Source organism: Bradyrhizobium sp. SZCCHNR1098 (genome assembly GCF_032489375.1).
Classification (GTDB): Bacteria; Pseudomonadota; Alphaproteobacteria; order Rhizobiales; family Xanthobacteraceae; genus Bradyrhizobium.
On record NZ_JAUEXY010000015.1, the window covers coordinates 1 to 18566 of the forward strand.

22 protein-coding genes are annotated in these 18566 nt (G+C 64.2%); 14 read left to right on the top strand and 8 right to left on the bottom strand.

Annotation, left to right across the window (positions count from 1 at the left end; translation table 11 throughout):
- Window positions 1-127 precede the first annotated feature (127 nt).
- A complete protein-coding gene (locus QX135_RS26790; protein WP_315812938.1) occupies window positions 128-367 on the bottom strand; it encodes a hypothetical protein in 240 nt (79 codons plus the stop codon).
- 197 nt (window positions 368-564) lie between these two features.
- Window positions 565-1584 carry a GlxA family transcriptional regulator gene (locus QX135_RS26795; RefSeq protein WP_315739102.1) on the bottom strand — a complete coding sequence of 340 codons (1020 nt, stop codon included), beginning with the start codon at window positions 1582-1584 and terminating at the stop codon, window positions 565-567.
- 65 nt (window positions 1585-1649) lie between these two features.
- Between QX135_RS26795 and QX135_RS26800 the strand changes: the two genes are divergently transcribed.
- The 4 genes from QX135_RS26800 to QX135_RS26815 all read left to right on the top strand — a co-directional run bounded on the left by QX135_RS26800 (window position 1650) and on the right by QX135_RS26815 (window position 4754).
- Window positions 1650-2360, top strand: coding sequence for a hypothetical protein (locus QX135_RS26800; protein ID WP_316182299.1), 711 nt, complete (start codon window positions 1650-1652; stop codon window positions 2358-2360).
- The gene (locus tag QX135_RS26805; protein ID WP_316182301.1) at window positions 2360-3652 is read left to right on the top strand and encodes an MFS transporter; all 1293 of its coding nucleotides are present in this window, start codon (window positions 2360-2362) and stop codon (window positions 3650-3652) included. The genes QX135_RS26800 and QX135_RS26805 overlap by 1 nt, the downstream gene beginning before the upstream one ends.
- 116 nt (window positions 3653-3768) lie before the next feature.
- Window positions 3769-4431 (top strand): YqcI/YcgG family protein, encoded by a 663-nt coding sequence (locus QX135_RS26810; protein WP_315782868.1) that lies wholly within the window; start codon window positions 3769-3771, stop codon window positions 4429-4431.
- Window positions 4428-4754: a cupin domain-containing protein gene (locus QX135_RS26815; RefSeq protein WP_315739106.1), complete on the top strand. Its 327-nt coding sequence runs from the start codon at window positions 4428-4430 to the stop codon at window positions 4752-4754. The genes QX135_RS26810 and QX135_RS26815 overlap by 4 nt, the downstream gene beginning before the upstream one ends.
- 2 nt (window positions 4755-4756) lie before the next feature.
- Here QX135_RS26815 and QX135_RS26820 read toward each other — a convergent pair whose 3' ends face one another.
- Window positions 4757-4945: a hypothetical protein gene (locus QX135_RS26820; RefSeq protein WP_315782872.1), complete on the bottom strand. Its 189-nt coding sequence runs from the start codon at window positions 4943-4945 to the stop codon at window positions 4757-4759.
- Between QX135_RS26820 and QX135_RS26825 the strand changes: the two genes are divergently transcribed.
- Together QX135_RS26825 and QX135_RS26830 are read left to right on the top strand one after the other, a co-directional pair.
- Complete coding sequence (locus QX135_RS26825) at window positions 4926-5156, top strand: hypothetical protein (protein ID WP_315739109.1); 231 nt, start codon at window positions 4926-4928, stop codon at window positions 5154-5156. The two genes, QX135_RS26820 and QX135_RS26825, sit on opposite strands and share 20 nt — an antisense overlap.
- Before the next feature lie 224 nt (window positions 5157-5380).
- A complete protein-coding gene (locus tag QX135_RS26830; RefSeq protein WP_315712992.1) occupies window positions 5381-5614 on the top strand; it encodes a DUF6894 family protein in 234 nt (77 codons plus the stop codon).
- 223 nt (window positions 5615-5837) lie between these two features.
- Here QX135_RS26830 and QX135_RS26835 read toward each other — a convergent pair whose 3' ends face one another.
- Window positions 5838-6893 carry a hypothetical protein gene (locus tag QX135_RS26835; protein WP_316182304.1) on the bottom strand — a complete coding sequence of 352 codons (1056 nt, stop codon included), beginning with the start codon at window positions 6891-6893 and terminating at the stop codon, window positions 5838-5840.
- A gap of 231 nt (window positions 6894-7124) precedes the next feature.
- Here QX135_RS26835 and bamA point away from each other — a divergent pair, with 231 nt between their 5' ends.
- A complete protein-coding gene (gene bamA / locus QX135_RS26840; RefSeq protein ID WP_316182306.1) occupies window positions 7125-9449 on the top strand; it encodes an outer membrane protein assembly factor BamA in 2325 nt (774 codons plus the stop codon).
- A gap of 36 nt (window positions 9450-9485) precedes the next feature.
- Here the strand turns inward: bamA and QX135_RS26845 are convergent, their stop codons facing one another.
- Window positions 9486-9902 carry a hypothetical protein gene (locus tag QX135_RS26845; RefSeq protein WP_316182308.1) on the bottom strand — a complete coding sequence of 139 codons (417 nt, stop codon included), beginning with the start codon at window positions 9900-9902 and terminating at the stop codon, window positions 9486-9488.
- A 249-nt stretch (window positions 9903-10151) separates the two neighbouring features.
- Between QX135_RS26845 and QX135_RS26850 the strand changes: the two genes are divergently transcribed.
- The gene (locus QX135_RS26850; RefSeq protein ID WP_315739114.1) at window positions 10152-10508 is read left to right on the top strand and encodes a hypothetical protein; all 357 of its coding nucleotides are present in this window, start codon (window positions 10152-10154) and stop codon (window positions 10506-10508) included.
- Window positions 10509-10577: 69 nt separating this feature from the next.
- Here the strand turns inward: QX135_RS26850 and QX135_RS26855 are convergent, their stop codons facing one another.
- Window positions 10578-11177 (bottom strand): DUF6456 domain-containing protein, encoded by a 600-nt coding sequence (locus QX135_RS26855; protein WP_316182310.1) that lies wholly within the window; start codon window positions 11175-11177, stop codon window positions 10578-10580.
- Between the two features lie 52 nt (window positions 11178-11229).
- Window positions 11230-11760 (bottom strand): GcrA family cell cycle regulator, encoded by a 531-nt coding sequence (locus QX135_RS26860; protein WP_315771519.1) that lies wholly within the window; start codon window positions 11758-11760, stop codon window positions 11230-11232.
- Between the two features lie 151 nt (window positions 11761-11911).
- Between QX135_RS26860 and QX135_RS26865 the strand changes: the two genes are divergently transcribed.
- The 3 genes from QX135_RS26865 (at window position 11912) to QX135_RS26875 (ending at window position 14969) form a co-directional block, all read left to right on the top strand.
- On the top strand, window positions 11912-12529 hold the full coding sequence (locus QX135_RS26865) for a helix-turn-helix transcriptional regulator (RefSeq protein WP_315739119.1): 618 nt from the start codon (window positions 11912-11914) through the stop codon (window positions 12527-12529).
- 1110 nt (window positions 12530-13639) lie between these two features.
- Complete coding sequence (locus QX135_RS26870; protein ID WP_316182436.1) at window positions 13640-14476, top strand: hypothetical protein; 837 nt, start codon at window positions 13640-13642, stop codon at window positions 14474-14476.
- Between the two features lie 217 nt (window positions 14477-14693).
- Window positions 14694-14969, top strand: a complete 276-nt coding sequence (locus QX135_RS26875) for a hypothetical protein (RefSeq protein WP_315741022.1) — start codon at window positions 14694-14696, stop codon at window positions 14967-14969.
- Between the two features lie 95 nt (window positions 14970-15064).
- Here the strand turns inward: QX135_RS26875 and QX135_RS26880 are convergent, their stop codons facing one another.
- Window positions 15065-16039: a quinone oxidoreductase gene (locus tag QX135_RS26880; protein WP_316182313.1), complete on the bottom strand. Its 975-nt coding sequence runs from the start codon at window positions 16037-16039 to the stop codon at window positions 15065-15067.
- A gap of 213 nt (window positions 16040-16252) precedes the next feature.
- Here QX135_RS26880 and QX135_RS26885 point away from each other — a divergent pair, with 213 nt between their 5' ends.
- From QX135_RS26885 to QX135_RS26895, 3 genes are all read left to right on the top strand, one after another.
- Window positions 16253-16513, top strand: a complete 261-nt coding sequence (locus tag QX135_RS26885) for a hypothetical protein (RefSeq protein ID WP_316182315.1) — start codon at window positions 16253-16255, stop codon at window positions 16511-16513.
- A 177-nt stretch (window positions 16514-16690) separates the two neighbouring features.
- Window positions 16691-17014, top strand: coding sequence for a multidrug efflux SMR transporter (locus QX135_RS26890; RefSeq protein ID WP_316182317.1), 324 nt, complete (start codon window positions 16691-16693; stop codon window positions 17012-17014).
- A gap of 1288 nt (window positions 17015-18302) precedes the next feature.
- Window positions 18303-18524 (top strand): hypothetical protein, encoded by a 222-nt coding sequence (locus QX135_RS26895; protein ID WP_315741029.1) that lies wholly within the window; start codon window positions 18303-18305, stop codon window positions 18522-18524.
- Window positions 18525-18566: the final 42 nt, after the last annotated feature.

An 18566-nucleotide genomic window follows, 5' to 3' on the forward strand; every position in this document is an offset into this window, starting at 1 on the left:
CTACGTCAGCCCGGTTGAGTTCGAGCGCAAGGTGGGATTAGCTTGACCGGGTGTCCATCAAACCGGCAGCAGCTCAATACGTTGGCGCGTATTCTGCAGCGCGTATTCGATCGAAGCGAGGTGACGATCATAGGTCCGCCGCGCGCGCTCGGTCCGTAACGAGGCCTGAGAGCTCTCGCGCATGCTGCAGGGCAAGATCGAGAAGGAGGACAGTTCTTCTCGCATCCTCCCTGACACCGAATGCACCGGCTCGCACGGTGTCCATGTGGCCGGCACCGGCCACCACAACCGCGGCCTTCTCTTCAGCCGTCGCAAAGGCGGCCTGAGGAGAGAGTGTCCTCGTGCGAAAGGGAACGATGTTGGTCATTGGCCTTTCCCGTCCGCGGAGGCGGATCTGCATCAAATTTTCAGCGTTATACACATGGCCTTTTACGGAAGCCTTCGAGCGATCGCATAAGGCATGGCCGCTCTGGCCTCAACGCGAGCGGCGAGACTAACCCGAAAGCAAAGGCAAAGGCGTCGACTCCGGCGAATCTTGTCAGCCCCGGTTGCGGCAAGCGCCGCTCAGCCCGAGAAGCGGCGCCGATACTCCGATGGCGACACGCCGAGATGCCGCAGGAACGCCCGCCGCATGCGCTCGTCGTCGCCAAAGCCCGCCCGTTTGGCGACTTCGACCACGTTTTCGACCTGGCGGCTTTCGAGTAGGAGGCGCGCCGTCTCGACCCTGAGCGCCTCGACTCCCTGTGCCGGGGTCATCCCGGTGCGGCTGACATAGGTGCGGGCAAAGGTGCGCGGCGTCATGCCGGCTCTCGCGGCCAGCGCCTCGACGCGCAGGTCGCTCGCGATGTTCTCGATGATCCAGGCATGCAGCGCACTGAACCGACCCTCGACGTCGGACGCCTGCGCCGCCAGGACGGTCGAAAACTGACTCTGGCCGCCAGGACGCTTCAGGAAGACGACGAGCCGGCGCGCCACGTCGAGCGCGATCGTATGACCGAAATCCTCCTCGATCATCGCCAGCGCCAGATCGATGCCGGCGCTCACGCCTGCGGATGACCAGACCCGGCCGTCCTGCACGAAGATCGCGTCGGGCTCGACCTTCACGTTCGGAAAACTGTCCTGCAGGCGGGGGCAGTAGCGCCAATGTGTAGCGGCCCGCCTGCCCTCCAGCGCGCCGACCCAGGCCAGCGCAAAGGCGCCGAGGCAGACGGATGCGATCCGCCGGGCGCCCGGGAGCACCTCCCCGATCCACCGCATCACCGTCTCGTCCTGCCGCAGCTTCCAGATGCCCGGCCCCCCAGGGATCAGCAGCGTGTCGACCTCATCCGGCTTCACGGACGAGAGCGGCGCTGTGTCGATCATCAGGCCGACATCGGTCGGCACCAGTCCGCCCTCCTTGGACACGTAGCTGAGCGCATAGCCCGGCCCCGGCAGCTCGATCTCGCTGAGCTCGGCGAACACCTGCGCCGGGCCGGAAACGTCGAGCAGCGTCACTCCGGGAAAGGCAAAGATGGCGAGCCGCCTTTCGGCACCATCTCGACGCACCGCAGCACGCCGGGGAGAGTTGGCAGGATTCGAGGGCATATTGTCCTTTAAGCCATCGGAGGACCGCCTGTATAGCTCGACCTTGCAGTGCTGGAGTTCACGTGATGTCGCGCAACCTGGACGGCCGATACAAGACCATCGCCTCGCCATGGGACGACTACACCGTCTACAGCTTTTCCGACGCGTCGGAGATCGAGCTGCCTGATCGGCAGCCGATCATGGATGCGATGAATTCGATCATTGCCATTAACTGGAAAGCAATCGACCCCCATTGGACCGCGGCCTCATCGCCGTTCAACAGCAAATACGGCCTCGTTCTAGTCTACGATCACATCGGACTGGTCGCGTTCTCGGTCTATCGCGTGATGACCATCGCGCAGCGGCTGGCCATCTATCGCAGTGGGACCGAAGTACTACCCGCACATCAGGGTCGTGGCCTGTATGGGTTCTTTACGTCGCAGATCCTCAAGCATCCTGGGTCGGCCACGCCCGGTGAAGAAATTCTTTACGGATGGCGTACGCGCAACCCGATCGTGTGGGCTGCCAACGCCAAGATCTGCGAGAGGGTCGCGCCGTCGCTGCTCGATGAGGCGGCGGATGCGGAGTTGCAGGCCGCCTGCGTCGAGATGTGCGCGACGATCTATCCGGGAAAGCCGCTCGAGGTGCCCCGCATGATCATGCGCGGCGCCTACGGACACATCCAGCACATCAGGCAAGACTATCACGGCAGGGCCTCGCTGGTCGAGACCGCGATGTCGCGGATCATCCCGGATTCCGCCGACGCCCTGTTCTCCGTCGGCTATGCGAGGGTGTGATGGCGGCGCTCGGACAACAAGCGGTCGCGTCCTCTCCGCTCCGGTTCTTCGATCGCGCCTATGTTGCGTGGGGAACGGTCGCTTTTGCCTACGCCGTCGCCTTCCTGCAGCGGATGTCGCCGCAGACCGTGGGCCTCGACTTCATGCGCGACTTCGGCACCGACGCCTCCGGCGTCGCGATGCTCGCCTCCAGCTACTTCTGGGGCTACACCTTGATGCAGATCCCCGCGGGCGTTCTGGTCGACCGCTACGGTGTGAAGCGCGTCGTCCTGTGCAGCATGACGGCGTCGGTGCTCGGCAGCGCCGCCTTCGCGCTGTCGCCTACCCTGTTCGACGTCTTCGTCGCACGCGTGGTCGTGGCGTGCGGCGACGCGCTGGTGTTCACGGCGCTGCTGAAGCTCGTCGCGCAGAACTTTTCCGACCAGCGTTTCGGCCTGATGTCCGGCATCTCCCAGGTGTCGGGCTATGTCGGCGGCGTCCTCGCCACGACCCCGCTTGCCGCTGCGGTCAGCGGCTTCGGCTGGCGCGCCTGTTTTCTCTTCATCGCCTGCGTCGGCGTCGCGAACTTTGCCTGCGCGTCCGCGACCTTGAAATCCGCACCTGCGAACTACACCAGCCGGACGCTGAAGAGCGTCCTGGTCACAAGCTGGCATGCGCTCGGATCGGCCGCGACCTGGGGCTGCGCCATGAGCTTCGCTGCGCATTTCGCGGTCGTGACCACGCTCGCGGGGGTGTGGGGCATCCCGATGGTCGCGCATTATTTCGGCATCTCGCCGTCAGCGGCCGGCGGCCCTCTGCTCGCCTTCATGGTCGGCAACGCCATCGGATCGATCTTTCTCGGCCATGCCGCCGATCGGATGCAGTCGCTCAATGCAGCCCTGATTTCCATCACCCTGCTGCGCATGCTGCTCGTCGGGATGCTGTTGCCGGCACTGGCGCACAGCTTCGGCTTCTTCTATGTCGGCGCGGTGTTCGCCGTGCTCGGTCTGGTGGCCGGGGGCACCGTGCCGCTGATCCTGAAAAGCACGAAGCATCTCTACACGGCGGAGCGCATCGGCGTCGGCGCATCGATCAATACGACAGCCGCCGGCATTTTTGCCGGGCTGGCTCAGCCGGCGATCGCCTTTGCCATGGTGACTGCAAGCGGCCTCGACCCCGACATCGGATCAAGCCTGCGCAGTGCCGCCAGCGATTCCGGCTACGCAGCCCTGATCGAGATTCTTCTCCTGATGTCGCTTCCTGGACTCCTTGGGCCGCTGATGATGAGGCGCGAATTGATACTTCGTACTTAAGCATAAGAACAGAGAGGGTCAGTATGTCGCGTTTGTATTTGAGAAGGGACGAAGTCCGATCCGGCCATCAGGCCGGCACCTGGCAGAGCGTCCTGTTTTCGGAATTCGAGGCTCAGATGAGCAGCGAAGCAAGACCCTTTCCGTGCGTATTCGGCGTCGCGGGCTATCGTCACGATCAGCTTCGTTATCTGTTTCTCGACCCCATCGACATCGACGTGCTCGGCCAGCAGCTCGCCTTGTTCGTCTCGGAGAGCCGCTCGCACGGGCCCAACACCTCGCTGGTGCTGTTCACGCGCCCGCGCCCGGTCCAGACCATCGACTCCTACTACAAGAAATTCTGGCACATCCTCGATCAGCTGGCGCGCGTCGACAGCCAGCCGTGGCCCGCCGAAATTCCCGAGACCGTCGATCATCCGATGTGGGAGTTCTCGTTCGCCGGGGAGCCGATCTTCGTCGTCTGCAGCACGCCCGCACATGTGATGCGGCAAAGCCGCCGATCGAGCGCATTCATGCTGACCTTCCAGCCGCGCTGGGTGTTCGAACGGATGCTCGGCACGGACGAGGCGGCGGCCAAGGCCTTCGGCGAGGTGCGCAAACGGCTGGTCCCGTTCGACACGACGGCGCCTTCGCCCCAGCTCGGACGCTACGGCAATCCGGAGGGCCGGGAGTTCAAACAGTACTTCCTCTACGACGACAACCAGCCGCCGCCGGCCTGTCCCTTCCACAAGCTGGCGCAGACCAAGCCATCGTCCATTACAGACAAGGAGCAGGCTGCATGACCCAGATCATCGCTGGAACCAAGACCAGCTTCGCGATCGATCCCGACATCCTGGCGCTGTTGCCGGCGCAGGGCTGCATCGAGCTGCAGCACGATGCAGCCGGCAAGGTTCACGCCTTCCATACCCACCCCGTCGACGAAATCCTCGTCGTGATCAAGGGACGGCTCACGTTTCGTTGGGAAGGCGGCGAGCGCATCTGTACCGCCGGCGACAAGATCCTGTTGCCGGCCGGGACGCTGCACGAATCGGAAGCGCTGGATGATGCAATCTACGCGATCGCCACGCGACCACCCGCAACCATTGCATGCAATCGGGAGGGATGAGGTCAGGACAGAGGGCGGTCGGTCTCCGAAAGGGCGTCTGCGGTCAACCGCTCGACTATCTCGATCACCTCGATGCGCTGGCCCGGAGCCAGCTTCAGGAACGCCTTCAGCAGACGAAGGCTTTCCACGGCTTCGCTCGATGGGGCTCCGAGCTTCGTGTGCAGCTCCGCGATGAATGTTGAATTCTTCATCTCGCACCTTTGGCAGGAAACGGTAATGCCAGTCCTTAGCAAACGTGAAGGCCTTGCACGCAAGGTAGATACTGCAGCAATCGAGGCTGAAAGTCTCGGTCTGACGACTGCGACCCTGATCCTCAGGATGGCCCGCCTGGAAATCGACCGTGCGGAACCCGATGAGGTTGAAAGTATGCCAGGGAACAACTCTCGCAGCAAGCCGAACTGACCGGTGGGTTGATTTCGGCGTCACAATTTGGGTCTTCTGGCAGTTTCTGGCTGACGATACCAGTGGAAACGGTCGTTTACCGAACAATGCGCGGGGATTACGGCAGCGGTAAGCTTGTCCTCCACATTAGAGGTCTTCTATAGTTTGCTTTGGGGGAAGAATGGGTTGCGGATCCCGCTCGGGCTCCGTGCCCACTCCCGCCACACAGCGGCTGCAGGAAGACCATGCGCACTTATTATTTCGATATGAAGGATGGCATTCCGACCAGAGACCGGACCGGCCTGGAATTTGCGACGAGTGCGGGGGCGATCGAGCACAGCCGGGATTTGGCCCGGCGACTCCGGCACGACCCGCGCATCACCGACCGCAGGCTGTCCATCGTCGTCGTCGACGAATCTGGCGCGGAGGTTCACCGTGAGCCGGTTTATCCGGCTGCAGTGAAGGCCAGCCTGTCCTGATTTTTTCATAGGCGTGCCAGCAGAGACTGCGCGCCGACTACTTTTTCTACTTTTCGTAGAGGAAACGAAAAGCCGAACAACCCTTGAGTGTGCACGTTGGGCGCGCGATCAGGCCGCTTCGGCATCAAGAGCGCCCTGAGTGTCAGCCCCCCGCCGCTCCGCTCGACCGGCTCTCCCCTTCCCCCGGTCCGCCAACGAACGCCACCGCTGCGCCACCGACGGCCTATTGCTGCTTCTCCCAGAACGAGAGCAGGCCCTGCGAGGCCGAGCCGCCGATCACGCAGGGGATGCCGACGGCGACCTGCCCCAGCGCCGCAGCCGAGACGCAGCCGAGCGCAAGGGCGCCGACGCCGAGCTGTCCCCAGAAATCCATGTTGCGGCGGGCGTCAGAGCCCTTGGTCTTCAGCTCCTCGACCGCGGCGACGGCATCCTTGCGGACGGCGCCGAGCTGCACCGTATCGGCGGCCTCAACCACCTCCCTGAGCGGCTCCTTGACCGGTCCCGACTGCCGCGCCAGCTCCTCCCGGAGATAGTCGCGCAGGCTGGCATCGCGCACCGAGTAGCTGGCAAGCGTATAGCGCGCCATGCTACCGATGGTCAGCTTGTCGACCGTGTCGCGGCTCTTCGACCATGGCAGCATCTGCACGATGCGCTGGATCGGCACGCGCGAGCCGGTCGCGAAGTAATAACCCCAGAGGATGTCGAGCAGATCCTGGTGGGTCGCGTAGCTGAGCCGCGTGTCGAGCTTGCGTTCCTCCTTCTTGAACGGATTCTGCGTCAATGCGCCACGCAGCTTGTCCATCACGCCAGGCTTCGATTCCTCCAATGGGATGTCCATCAAGGTCGGCTGTGCGCCGCTGAGATAGCCGTCGATCATCACGCGGCGGCCCGACATCTTCGGCGCGACCCTGCGCATGAGATTGCGCCAATCCGGCAGACCTGAATAAGCGATGGCCCGCACGACCACCCACTCCTCCTCGGGAGGCACGGGAAAGAAGCTGTTGACCAGTTGTTCCGCCTTGGCCGGATTGGAGCCGATCGCCCCCGCAATGAAGCCGAGATAGATGCCCGCGTTCTCCGGCTCCTTGAACGTCTGCGAGTGAAACAGCACCCGCACCGCCGCCGGCACATGGGCGTAGTCGGGTTTGGTGCGATAGTTGTAGATCCAATTCTGGACGACACCGAGCGACGCGCGTGGGTCGATCTCTGGGACGACCGCAGCAGCAAGGGCTGATTGAACGAAAGTGCAAGCGATGAGGGCCAAGGCGATCGCGCGCATGGTCTGCTCCCGACAAACGTTCGCCGCATCAGCATCTGCTGGCGCGTACGGATGAGGACGATGCTGCACGCCGTTTGAATCGACTCTGCGTCGATTCTGCGGCCGCGCTCGATTCCCTGCCGGTCACCCTTCGCAGGCGTGATCGCAGGCCGCCAAGTCTCCACGGCTTCGACATGATTTGGCCGCCCACCGGCTCTTGCATCCCGGCATGACGAGCAGGCAGATGCGCGCATGTTGACCGCCCGAGACAGCCGTCACCGTGGAGACAGCAGATCGCGACATGTCGCATTGATCGTTGCGACGCTGTTGGTGGTGACGTCCGCGCCGCCGGCCGTGGCGGCCGAAGCCCTTGTAGTACAGGGCAATCGGCGCGTCGATGCCGACACCGTGCGATCCTATTTCCACACTGACGCCAACGGGCGCTACGACGCCGCCGCGCTCGACGCCGGCCTGAAGGCGCTGGTTGCGACCGGGCTGTTCGACGACGCGAAGATCAGCCGCGCCGACGGACGGACCGTGGTCCGTGTCTCGGAAGCAAAAGTGCTCGATCGCGTCGCCTTCGAAGGTAACAAGAAGGTGAAGGATGCGGAGCTCACGGGCGCGGTGCTATCAAAGCCGCGAGCCGGCCTGCAGCGCGCAACCGTCCAGGGCGACGTCGCCCGCATCATCCAGACGTACCATCGCGCTGGACGCGACGACATCCGCGTCGTCCCGGAGATCATCGATCGCGGCAACGACCGCGTCGATCTCGTCTTCACCATCACCGAAGGCAAGAAGACGCCGGTCAGGGCGATCAACTTCACAGGCAATCGCGCCTATGGCGCCCGACAATTGCACGCGGTGATCAAGACCTCGGCCACCAACGTGCTGAGCTTCGTGACTGGCGGCAACGTCTACGACGCAGATCGCGTCAACGAGGACCGCGAGCTGCTGCGACAATATTATCGTAACCACGGCTACGCCGATGCCGAGGTTTCCAATGTGAGCGTCGACTATGACGCGGCAAATAGCGGCTACAACCTCACCTTTGCGATCGAGGAAGGCGGACTCTATAAATTCGCCGCAGTCGACGTCTCCTGCAACGTGCAGGGGCTGGCCTGCGACCGCCTGCGCACATCCTTGCTGGTGCAGCAGGGCGACACGTTCGACCAGAGCAAGATCGACAAGACCTCCGAACTCCTGGCGGCTGAACTTGGCAAGCTCGGCTTTCCGTTTGCGCAGGTCGAGCCCAGGATCAATCGGCATGCGCCGGATCGGCTGGCCGACGTCAACTTCCAGATCGAGCAGGGACGACGCAGCTATGTCGAGCGCATCGAGATCCACGGCAACACGCGCACGCACGACGACGTGATCCGGCGCGAGTTCGACGTCAGCGAAGGCGATGCCTACAACAGGACGCTGATCGACCGCGCCGAACGTCGCCTGCGCAACCTCAACTACTTCAAGACCGTCAAGATCTCGACGCGGCCGGGCTCGGCCAGGGATCGCGTGGTGCTGGATGTCGAGGCAGTCGATCAGGCGACCGGCGACTTCAACGTCTCGGGCGGCTATTCGTCCACGGACGGATTGCTCGCCGAGGTGAAGATCGGTGACCGCAACGTGCTCGGCACCGGCAACACTGCGCAGGCCACTTTCACCTACGGCCAGTTCGCGCGAGGCGCCAGCCTGTCCTTCACCTCGCCCTACGCCCTCGGTCGAACGACACCTGGCATGGAGCTGTTCGCGCGACAGAGCATGGTCAGCACGTTCCAATCCTTCGGCAGCAATACCTATGGCGGAGCCCTCACCCTGGGCATGCCGGTCAGCGAGCAGACTGCCATGCTGTGGCGCTATTCGCTCTACGACCAAAGGGTGGTGCTCGCGCCGGGGATCTCGCCGGCAGCGGTGTCCCTCCCGGTCCGCCAAGCGGTCGCGGCCGGACGGCAGACGGTGTCCTCGCTCGGCAATACCGTCACCTACAGCTCGCTCGACAACAACAAGGTGCCGACCAGCGGCATTCGTTCACAGTTGACGCAGGATCTCGCCGGCCTCGGCGGCGACGTTCGCTTTTTGCGGACCACGGGCGACGTCCGCTACTATCGGTCCATCAACAGCGACCTGACCGGCATGGTGCGCGCGCAAGGCGGCTATATCACCGGATGGGGCGGCCAGCAGGCGCCGCTGCTCAACAGCTTCTTCGGCGGTCCCACCATGGTGCGCGGCTTCGCGCCGGGCGGCTTTGGGCCGCGCGATCTGACGCCAGGATCGACGATGGACAATGTCGGCGGCAGCCTGTTTTGGGCGACCACGGCGGAGCTGCAGGGCAACATTCCTGGATTGCCGCAGGAATACGGCCTGCGTGCATCGGCCTTCGTCGACGCAGGAACCGTGTTCGGCTATCGCGGCCCGACCCAGAATGTCCAGGTGGCGAACAGGAACGTGCTGCGCTCCTCGGTCGGCGTCGGCATGACCTGGGCATCGCCATTCGGACCGCTCACGATCGACTATGCGGTCCCGATCAGCAAGGCGGCGTACGACGTCGTGCAGCCGCTCCGTTTCAGCGCCGGCGGCTTCTGAGCCGACACCGCAACATGGACGGAGCGCCGCGTCACGTCAGTACGGACTGTAGTAGTAACCGGGCGGGCCGTAATACGGGCGAACATAGTATGGCCGCGGTGCGTAGTACACCCGCGGCGGCCCGTAATAGCCGGGTCCGGGATAATAGCCGGGCCCATAGTAATAGTAGTCGTCGTGCTGATGCGCGGCGATTGTGCCGATGGTGCCGATCATTGCACCCATGATGGCCAAGCCGGCGGCTGGATTGCCCCTGTAGACGCGGCGATAGCGCCGGCGAGCGCTGAGATCGGTCAAATCGCCGGCTGTCGCCGTCGCGACCGCCCTCTTGTTGGCCGGACCCGCCGCCCCCGCATGGGCTGGCGCCGGCGCGCTCGCCACCGCGGCGATGGCCGCGACGGCCGCAATCGCGATTTTTCCACCGGCCGAAGGAGATCGATATTTCCCGCTGAACATGGCATCACCCTTCACTTCACTCGTTCCCAGATACAACATGCCCGGGCGCGCAGCTTGACCTGTGTCAACTCAGGACCAACCCGGCCATCAGGCGGCACGTACGCATCCCGCAATCGCGCTTAGACGCGACGTCACGCCCCCTGGTTCAACCCACCGCCGCATCGATTTCTGCGAACCGATGGCCGCCCGTCGGGAACCAATGGCTGCACACCGACGCCGTCCATCATGCCATCGGCAACAGGAGTCCTCATGCCTTCCAGACTGACACGCCCGATCTTCATCGCCGTCGCCACACTGTCGCTCGCTGCCTCGATGGCGAAGGCCGGCGACAGCGCGACCTCGCTGTTCAAGGTGGTGACCGTCAAGGACGAGATCGTCATCGGTCTCAATAGCGACGAGTTGGCGACGATCGGCGGCAGCGATGCCAGCGCCGTTGCGCGCGCACTGGCGCAGAAAGGCGACCTCGCGGCCTGGCAGTACAACGTTCATCGCGGCCCGAACGGCGAGCTGCAGATGACGCCTTCGGCCAAGATCGGTTTGCTGTCGCATGCCTCGCTGCGCGTCGAGCCCTACAGCACCACTTATGTCGTGACGCCGCATCCCTGAGGGAAAACGATTGTCCGACCGGCGCTCGTACCCCGTCGACGACGGTACGAGCGCCGGTCGTGCCGGCCGTTAGCTCTCGCCCCGACGGCCCGATCGCACGGCCCCATCGCATTTCCTGGCGATCCTGTCGGTGGAAAACCCGTAGACCACGGCCAGCCGGTCCAGGCACTCCTTGAAGCGCCGGGCGAAATAATCATTCCAGCGCTGGCTGGCGAGCCCCCGCTTGTGTCCGATCTGCTCCATGGTCAGGCCGTGCACCAGGACGTCATGGGTGATCGCCGCCCCGTCGGCGCCGAGCTCGCGCTCGGCGCGGTTGAGCCGCAGCACCGCCTGCCTCTGGCTTTCGGTGACCGGCTCGCGCCCACGGGCGCCGTCGACGTGCTCGCGCGAGGGATCGATCGCCTGCGGGCCCCGCTCGGCCCGCTCCCAATCATTCTGGAACGCCCGTCCGGCCCGGTATTGGGCGTCATCCAGCTGCTTGTGCGCGTGCAGCCGGCCGAGCGGGTCGCTGCGGACCGATCGCAATGCGACGATCTTATCGCCGGGCTCAAGCGCCTGCGGATCGTCGATCTCTACGGGAATCACGTCTGCATTTCGCGGCAGGTCGTGACCTCTCCGGTCGTGGGTCTTGGACATGCGATGGGGCTTGCTGCGTCTGGGGCGCGCCATGTCTCGTCTCCGGAAAATGGATGGGGTCAGTTCGGGTCGGGTTTGCCGCGCTCTACGCGGCGGCGACCAGCCGCAGGATCAAAGGGCCGGCGGAGCGCACGGCGGTCTCCTCGGGCGGAAGCCGCGTGAGATGGTAATGCGGCGTGCAGTAGCAGGAGCCGGGCTGGCGCGGATGACCGCAGAAAGTGATGGGATCGTCGTCCCGGTCGCCTCCATAGGGGTAGCGGCAATCGTTGCGTTCGAGCTGGTCGAGGGACAGCAGGCGCGGGCTGAGGCCGACGCAGCGCAGCCTGACCGGCGCGGCAGGCTTCGGCGGGGACGGCATCGGCCACGCCGCCGCGTCCGGGCTTCGCCGCCGGGTTCGGGTCGCCGCGGACATCGGCCGGGGCTCGGATCGAGCGGCTTTCGGCCCGCCCGGCGCCACCAGCCCGATCCGCTTGCCGCGGCCAAGCGTCGCGTTCCGCGTATAGGCGGTTCCGAACTGCGCATTGAGGGCGCGCGCGATCTCGGCATAGGACCGCCCCTGGGCATGAAGCTCGCACAGCATTTTGGAATGTTGGTCTGGCCAATCGGTGGATTGCATTCTCGCCTCTTCCTTCTGGGTCGGGGCCGCCGGACCCGCCGGCTCCACCCGACGGCCAAATCTTCCGATATTCCGAACAAAAAGTCAAGCTTGAGTTCTGATTATTCGAAACATATAATCCCTTCCGAGATTCGCAAAAGAGGTCAAAGCCATGTTGGACGTCGCCATGATCGAGCGTGCACTCGAGAAGCCAGGAAAGACGAAAGGAGGGTTGGCCCGCGCCATGGGCGTGCGGCCGGGCGCGGTCTCCGAGATCCTCGGCGGCCAGCGCCTGATCAAGGCGGCCGAGATTCCGCTCATTACGGAGTATCTCGAGCTCAATTCCGTCCCCGTCATGGGGCGCGTCGGCGCCGGCTCGGTGATCGAGCCGGATTACGAGCAGGTGCCGGTCGAGGGCCTCGGCGAGGTCGCCCTGCCCTTCCCGATCTCCGAGGAGACCATCGCCTTCGAGGTCTCCGGTGATTCGATGCTGCCGAAATATGAGAATGGCGACGTGATCGTGGTCTACCGCGAGCAGCGCCACCCGCTGTCGAGCTTCTACGGCGAGGAGGCGGTGGTACGCCTCAAGTCCGGCGAGCGTTACCTGAAGACGATCGAACGCGGCAAATCGCCGTCCGTGGTCAATCTGAAGAGCTTCAACGCCAAGCCGATCGTGGGGGTCAAGCTGGATTGGATCGGCGAGATCTTCGTCACCCTGCCGCGCGGCCAGATCTCGCGGATCCGCGCCAAGGCGGCCGCCAAGTCGCGCGCCCGCGCGGCGAACAAGTAAGACTCGAGACCGGATGCGGGGGACGCCGAGGCGCTCCCCCTGCATCCCCCCTCCAGGCCCCCTCCAGGGAAGGGTGGGCACCGCGCCTGTTGCGCCGTCGTGATCAACAATTCTGAGCGACATATGGGGATGTGCGTCCATAGCCTCGCGGCGCCCCAGGCGTCCGAGTGATACAGTGGTCTCACCCTCTTCAAACGAGAGGGGGCAGGGAAGGCCGGACCTCGACTGAGGCCCGTGGCCCGCCTGCTTAAAAAATGCAGGCGGCAGGTACCACAGGTCCAGCCGGAACGATCCGGCCCTCCCTGCGCGATGGTTTTCACGGCTGCTTCGCGTTCTCCCCGGTGCGCCGGGCTTGTTGGTCACCGTCACCCACGCGGCGCTGTCAGCGCCGGCGCAGGCTTGATACCGGCATCGGAGTATCAGGACCACGCGACTTGACCGTACGAGCCGGTGTTGTTCGTCGGCGCGAATGACCACGCTGCAAACCGGCTCGCCCATCACTCCCCGCCTCCACGTGTCGTGACGACCGCGATACGCCCCTCTCCATGAGGCGGGATGCGCGTAGACAATCACGAGTTCTGAAAAATAGAAAGAAGAATTTTTCGGCCCGGCGGGCCGGACCGGGGCAATGCGTTGAAGCCTCGCCCAAAACAAGCGTTTTCCGCACACGTCGTCTGCAGGCGATCGAAGGCCATGAAACGGACCATCGTGCGGGCGCATCGACCCTGATTTGCCCGACGGGCGTGACGCCTTGCCGCTAGCCGCGCCTGGCGCCCGGATCAGTCCTCGACCCGCAGCTCATCGCTATGGACGTAGCAGTCGGCATTCGGAGGCGGCGGTGGGACAGGCTGGTCTTCCGCTATCTCGGCTCCAAGCGGGGACCCGCCCCGACGATCCAGGGGCTGCCAGCGAGCCGGACCTGCTGCGCCGTCGCCTCATCGCCGATATCCGGCCGACGTTGCCGACGTCGCGCAAGCGGATTGATCCCGATCAAGGACCAGGCGCCGCGCCGGAGCAAACTCATCGTCAACCTGTGGCTGCACAGGCGGGACATGGGGAAACGCCATCATGGGAAACGCCATGCGGAGATATCTTCTTGCCTTTACCTTGGTGATCGCCGCACTCGGCTTCACGTCGTCGGCGCGTGCGGGATGCTGGCCGAACGAAAACTTCCACCTCGTGTGCTGGCTGGATACCTATGGGACGGCGTGCGAAGCGCACCACGCGCTGACCAGCGTCAGAGCCGTGCTGTATCCGGAACCGCGCTACTCGTACTATGAATTCGAGGTTTCGCACTGGTGGACGGCCCACAAGACAGTGGCCTGTCCGCCGAATCAAAAGACAACGTTCAGCGGTGTCTGGGACCGGGAAACCGGAAAGGCGGAGGAAACGGCGACCACCGGCATTTCGTCGGTGACGAGGCGAGTCTATTGCAGCAACAATCCCTGGACGGGCCAGGGGCCGCCGACGGTGCCGATCTGCTCATATCCGGCCGATGATCCGAACGTGGGACTGCCCGTCACCTCGGCGATGCTCACGCAAAGCCAGCGAGACGATCTGCTTCGCGTTCAGGAGCCGTTGCATACCCGTTGCCAGCAGATCAAGCCACTCGAGGACGAGGTGTCGTGGCTGAACGGCCGCCCCATCGTCGAGGTGGTCGCGTCCCATCATGAATATCAGAAGCTCGAATGGCATCTGTGGTTCATGGACTTCGGCGAGTTCGGACCGTGGCATGAGGTCGCTGCACCGAAGCCGAAGGGCCCTTTGATCTGGAAGGGCACGACCTATACCGAGCGCCGCATTGCGACATCGAGGCACAGATATTGGCTGAACAAGCCCGGCCGCTGGAAGGTGGTTGCGAAGCCGAAGCCGACCGCGGCGGCGGCGCAGGGGATCCCGATCAGCGTGACCACCGAATGTCCCGGCGCGACGTTCAACGTGCAGTGATGGGCGACGACGCGGTCCTCATGGCGTGCAGGAACATGCTTCCGCACGCCACGTCACATCGCCTGGACTATTTCTGTGCTGATGCCGGTGTGGTCACGGCCGCGCAGGCTGGGGATGGAGTCGGTGAGGCGAGGGTGGACCGAATCAGCCTTGACAAAATTCTGATTTAAAGAAATAATGGCGCGATCACAGTCAGCCGAAGGCGAACCGGCGCTCCATGCAGTATTTCGTCGTGATGATCGACTACGGCCGGCGCGGCCGCGAGGCCGTGGTCGATCCTGAAATGACCCGGCGCGACGTCGTTGCGCGTATCGCGTCGGGGGAATACTCGAACGTCAGCTTCATCCACGAGATCGTGGACCGGTCGGTTGCGGACGTCACGGCCGATATCATGTCCGAAGCCGCCCTGCCCGAGATCGATGGGCGGGACGCCGACCTGCAGGCGGTCCAGTTCGATCACCTTCGCGATCTGCGCAAGCACGAGCAGGTTTGACCGGACTGCGCCGGCCCGTGTCGCACGCCGCGCCAACGAAACGGGTGAGCCTGCGTCTGCCACAGGCTCACCTCGGACGGATGCCTCAAACCAAGTCAAACCAGAAAGACGGTCGAGCCGGTCGTCTTGCGCGCCACGAGATCGGCGTGTGCCCGGGCCGCGTCCTTGAGCGGATAGGTCTGATTGACCTCGATCTTCACCGCGCCCGACTTGACCACGTCGAACAATTCGTTGGCCATCGCGACCAGGCTTTCACGCTTGGCCGCGTAGGTAAACAGCGTCGGCCGGGTCACGAACAGCGAGCCCTTTTGGGCGAGCAGCCCGAGATTGAGCGGATCGACGGCGCCCGAGGACTGGCCAAACAGCACGGCGTAGCCGAGCGGCGCGAGGCAATCGAGCGACTTCAGGAACGTGTCCTTGCCGACGGAGTCATAGACGACAGGCACCTTCTTGCCGCCGGTGATCTCGCCGACGCGCGCGACGAAGTCCTCGCGCGTATAGATGATGGTATGCTCGCAGCCACGCGCCCTGGCCAGCTGCGCCTTGTCATCGCTGGATACGGTGCCGATGACGTGAACGCCGAGATGCTTGGCCCACTGGCCGAGGATGAGGCCCACACCGCCGGCGGCGGCATGCAGCAGGATGGTCTCGCCCGCCTTGACGCGGTAGGTCTGCCGGATCAGGTACTGGGCGGTCAGGCCCTTGAGCATCATCGCCGCGGCGGTCTTGTCGTCGATGTCATCGGGCAGCTTCAGCAGCAGCGCGGCCGGCATCAGCCGCGCCTCTGAATAGGCGCCGAGCGGCGACGAGCCGTAGGCGACGCGGTCGCCCACCTTCAGGTCCGTCACCCCTTCGCCCAGCTCCTCGATCACACCGGCGCCCTCGCTGCCCAGTCCGCTCGGAAGCTGGACCGGATAGAGCCCGGAGCGATTGTAGATGTCGATGAAGTTGAGCCCGACCGCCGTATGGCGGATGCGCGCCTCGCCGGGGCCGGGCTTGCCGACCTCGATCTGCTCCCAAGCGAGGACCTCGGGACCGCCGGTCTTGTGGAAACGAATGGCGTTCGTCATGGGTTGTCATCCTCCCTGTCGGATTGCGCGACGCCGCGCCGCCCGGCCGCGCCGGCGCCCTCGCGGGCCGTTCGAGCCCTTGTTCTTCCGCGGCCGAACCTCGGTCATCCGTAGCCGCTGTCGGCTCGGTTTGGCAATCGGCTTTGCCAGCCGGCACAGGAACAACGTTTGCCGTTCCAGCGTTCATGGGCCATAGGCATGGAGTCCGAGCCCATGGCGCCCAAACGACGCAGCGCAGCGGTCAATCTGGCCATGCTGATCGAGCTGGCCTCCCACACCTTGATGGGCATCGCCATGGGGCTCGGCTTCGCCTTCGCGCTGATCCAACTGGATGCGTTCGGCGTCTCGATCCTGATCGCCCACAGTCTCGATCCGCATGTGACGTTCGTGATCTTCGTCGGTGTGTTGACGCTGTCCTTTGCTGTCGGCGCAACGCTGACAGGATTCGTATTCACGATGATGGAGGAGAGATAGACCCGACGCGCGCCCAGCTTGTCATATGCGCGTCGCGCAAACCATGCAGATGGACGGCAGGTTCGACCGGCGCGGAGATGACGAAATGGCCGGACTGCTGGGTGCAGGCGATCCGCAACTTCGCGACGCCGGCCTCGGATCGGTGGACGATGTTACGCCGTTGGGCGCGCGGCCCTCATGAACGGCTGGCTTGCTCTGTTCGCGGCTGGAGCTCTCGAGATCGTCTGGGCGCTCGGCCTGAAGCATTCCGACGGCCTGACGCGCTTCTGGCCCAGCGTCGCCACCGTGATCGCCATTCTGCTCAGCTTCGCGATGATGTCGCTCGCGCTGCGCTCATTGCCGTTTGGCACCGCCTATGCGGTATGGACCGGGATCGGCGCGGCCGGGACCATCCTCGCCGGCATGATCCTCTACAGCGAGCCGGCGGACCCGACACGGCTGATCTGCCTCACGCTGATCATCACCGGCATGATCGGGTTGAAGCTGAACTCGCCGGTCTGACACCATCGACGACCTCCGGCAGGAGCGCGACAGCTCGACGCTGCCGAACACGACCAGGGCGAGCACGAACGGCAGCAGGTGATAGAGCGCGCGGAAGATCAGCAGCGCCGCGAGCAGCCGCTCCTGATCGCCGCCCAGGCCCAGCAGGATCGTTGCATCGAACAGGCCGATGCCGGCCGGGGCATGGCTGGCAAATCCAAGCAAGGTCGCGGCAATGAAGACCGCCATCAACCGCGCGAGATCGATGCCGAGTTCCGCCGGCATGAGGACGTACATTGCCAGCGCCGCGGTGCTGAGCTCGACCAGTCCGACCAGGATCTGCAGCAGCACAGCGGGCCCGGACGGCAATCGAACGGGCCAGCGGGCGCTTCGCCGCCCCGGCCAGCTCCACACGACGAAGGCGGCAACGGCGCAAAGCAGTGCCGCGGCAACGAGACGGTTGAGCGCCGGCGGCCAATACTCCACCCATCCGAAGGCGTCCGGATCAATCATCAAGCTCAGGCCGAGCGCGGTGAGATTTCCGAGCCAGAAGGTCAGTCCGGTGAGGAAGCTGATATTGGCGATGTCGATCGCACCGAGCCGGTACGGCGCGTAGATCCGATATCGAACCAGCGGTGAGATCAACGCGACCGCGCCGATGCCGTGCGCAATCGGGTAGCTCGTGAAGCTGCCGAGCGCGGCCGCGCGATAGGGAATGTCCCGCCGGCCAATCGTCCGCAACGCGAACACGTCGTAGAGCGTGAGGCTGGCGTAGGAGAGGACGATGAACGCCAGCGCCATCGCGATCAGATGAAGGTCCGTGGCCTCGACGATCGACAGAACATGAGCGAAGTCGAGCTTCTTGACGGCGCGTGCCAGGACATACACGGCCACAGCCGCAATCGAGAGGCTCAGGGCCAGTCCGCCCAGGCTGCGCAACCAGATTCTGCGGTTCGACTGCAGCGGCGAAACGTCGGTCAGGTCAGCCATTCAACGTGTTTCGTTTCAAACATGCGCCGGCCGATTCGAGCAGGACGATGGCGCCGTTTGACACACCGATGTGACAGAGGCGTTACCGTTGTGCGCCGCCCACACACCTTAATTATCTGTTAACGCCGGACGATCGTTCACCGCTACCAACACGGCGAGCTGCAATGCAGCACCACATTCGCGATCATTCAAATTTGAATTAATCGCCGGCGGGTTCGAGCGTAATGACGTGAACCGTATCAGTACGGATGCATGAAGGTCGCATCTTCGTCACGCGGACTTTCTAAGACGGGTGCGGGACGTCAACATTCGAGGCAGCATGAACGCGGAAATCGAACACGAGCTCACGCCGGACCAATGGGAGACGCTGAAGGCGCTTCGCATTCCCGCGCGTGAACGCCGCAGGCTGAACGGCGTGATTGTCGACGAGCTCACTGCATTTGGACTCGTCGCAATCGACAATGGCGCCGCGACGCTCACCGTCGCCGGGCGCAAGGTTCTCATCAGAGGATCCTCACGCCTGCTCGACGTCGCAGCCTGATCTTTCGGAGCCCGGCCTTCCCTTTTTGAAGAGCCGCGCGCC